1 rRNA gene is annotated in these 1,514 nt (G+C 48.2%); it reads right to left on the reverse strand.

Going from position 1 to position 1,514, the window contains the following annotated elements:
• A 23S ribosomal RNA gene (locus FUA22_RS17895) occupies positions 1-1,514 on the reverse strand; the annotation flags it as partial.

The raw sequence follows: 1,514 nt of genomic DNA on the forward strand, positions 1-1,514 counted from the left end.
TTATCCAAAACCAATACTAAGCTATAGTAAAGGTGCACGGGGTCTTTTCGTCCCACAGCGGGTAAACGGCATCTTCACCGTTACTACAATTTCACCGAGCTCATGGCTGAGACAGTATCCAGATCGTTGCACCATTCGTGCAGGTCGGAACTTACCCGACAAGGAATTTCGCTACCTTAGGACCGTTATAGTTACGGCCGCCGTTTACTGGGGCTTCATTTCAGATCTTCGCCGAAGCTAAACCCTCCACTTAACCTTCCAGCACCGGGCAGGTGTCAGGCCATATACGTCATCTTTCAATTTAGCATAGCCCTGTGTTTTTGATAAACAGTCGCCTGGATCTTTTCACTGCGGCCCCCCAAAAGGGGGCGACTCTTCTCCCGAAGTTACGAGTCTATTTTGCCTAGTTCCTTAGCCATGAATCTCTCGAGCTCCTTAGAATTCTCATCCCAACTACCTGTGTCGGTTTAGGGTACGGGCTGCTTCACTTGTTTTTCTTGGAAGTCGCTTCTCTGGATTATCACCGCAACCGAAGTCTTAGTGTACTATCGCCGTGTTACCACTGGCTTCAACGTGCTATTCCGTCAGCACGCACCAAATATACGCCTCCGTCACTTTTAGCGTGAGCAGGTACAGGAATATTAACCTGTTGTCCATCCACTACCCCTTTCGGGTTCGCGTTAGGTCCCGACTAACCCTCAGCTGATTAGCATAGCTGAGGAAACCTTAGTCTTTCGGAGTGCGGGTTTCTCGCCCGCATTATCGTTACTTATGCCTACATTTTCTTTTGTAGCTTCTCCAGCATACCTCGCAGTACACCTTCGACGACACTACAATGCTCCCCTACCAATATAAAATATTCCATAGCTTCGGTAGTATACTTATGCCCGATTATTATCCATGCCGAACCGCTCGACTAGTGAGCTGTTACGCACTCTTTAAATGAATGGCTGCTTCCAAGCCAACATCCTAGCTGTCTAAGCAGTTCAACCTCGTTTATTCAACTTAGCATACATTTTGGGACCTTAGCTGATGGTCTGGGTTCTTTCCCTCTCGGACATGGACCTTAGCACCCATGCCCTCACTGCTGATAATCATTTTATAGCATTCGGAGTTTGTCAGGAATTGGTAGGCGGTGAAGCCCCCGCATCCAATCAGTAGCTCTACCTCTATAAAACTATATCAACGCTGCACCTAAATGCATTTCGGGGAGTACGAGCTATTTCCGAGTTTGATTGGCCTTTCACCCCTACCCACAGGTCATCCGAAGACTTTTCAACGTCAACCGGTTCGGTCCTCCACTGTATGTTACTACAGCTTCAACCTGCCCATGGGTAGATCACACGGTTTCGCGTCTACCACTACTAACTTAAGCGCCCTATTCAGACTCGCTTTCGCTACGGATCCGTACCTTAAGTACTTAACCTTGCTAGCAACGGTAACTCGTAGGCTCATTATGCAAAAGGCACGCCGTCACACGTAAACGTGCTCCGACCGCTTGTAAGCGTATGGTT

This window comes from Seonamhaeicola maritimus, from assembly GCF_008056315.1.
GTDB classification, from domain to species: Bacteria; Bacteroidota; Bacteroidia; order Flavobacteriales; family Flavobacteriaceae; genus Seonamhaeicola; species Seonamhaeicola maritimus.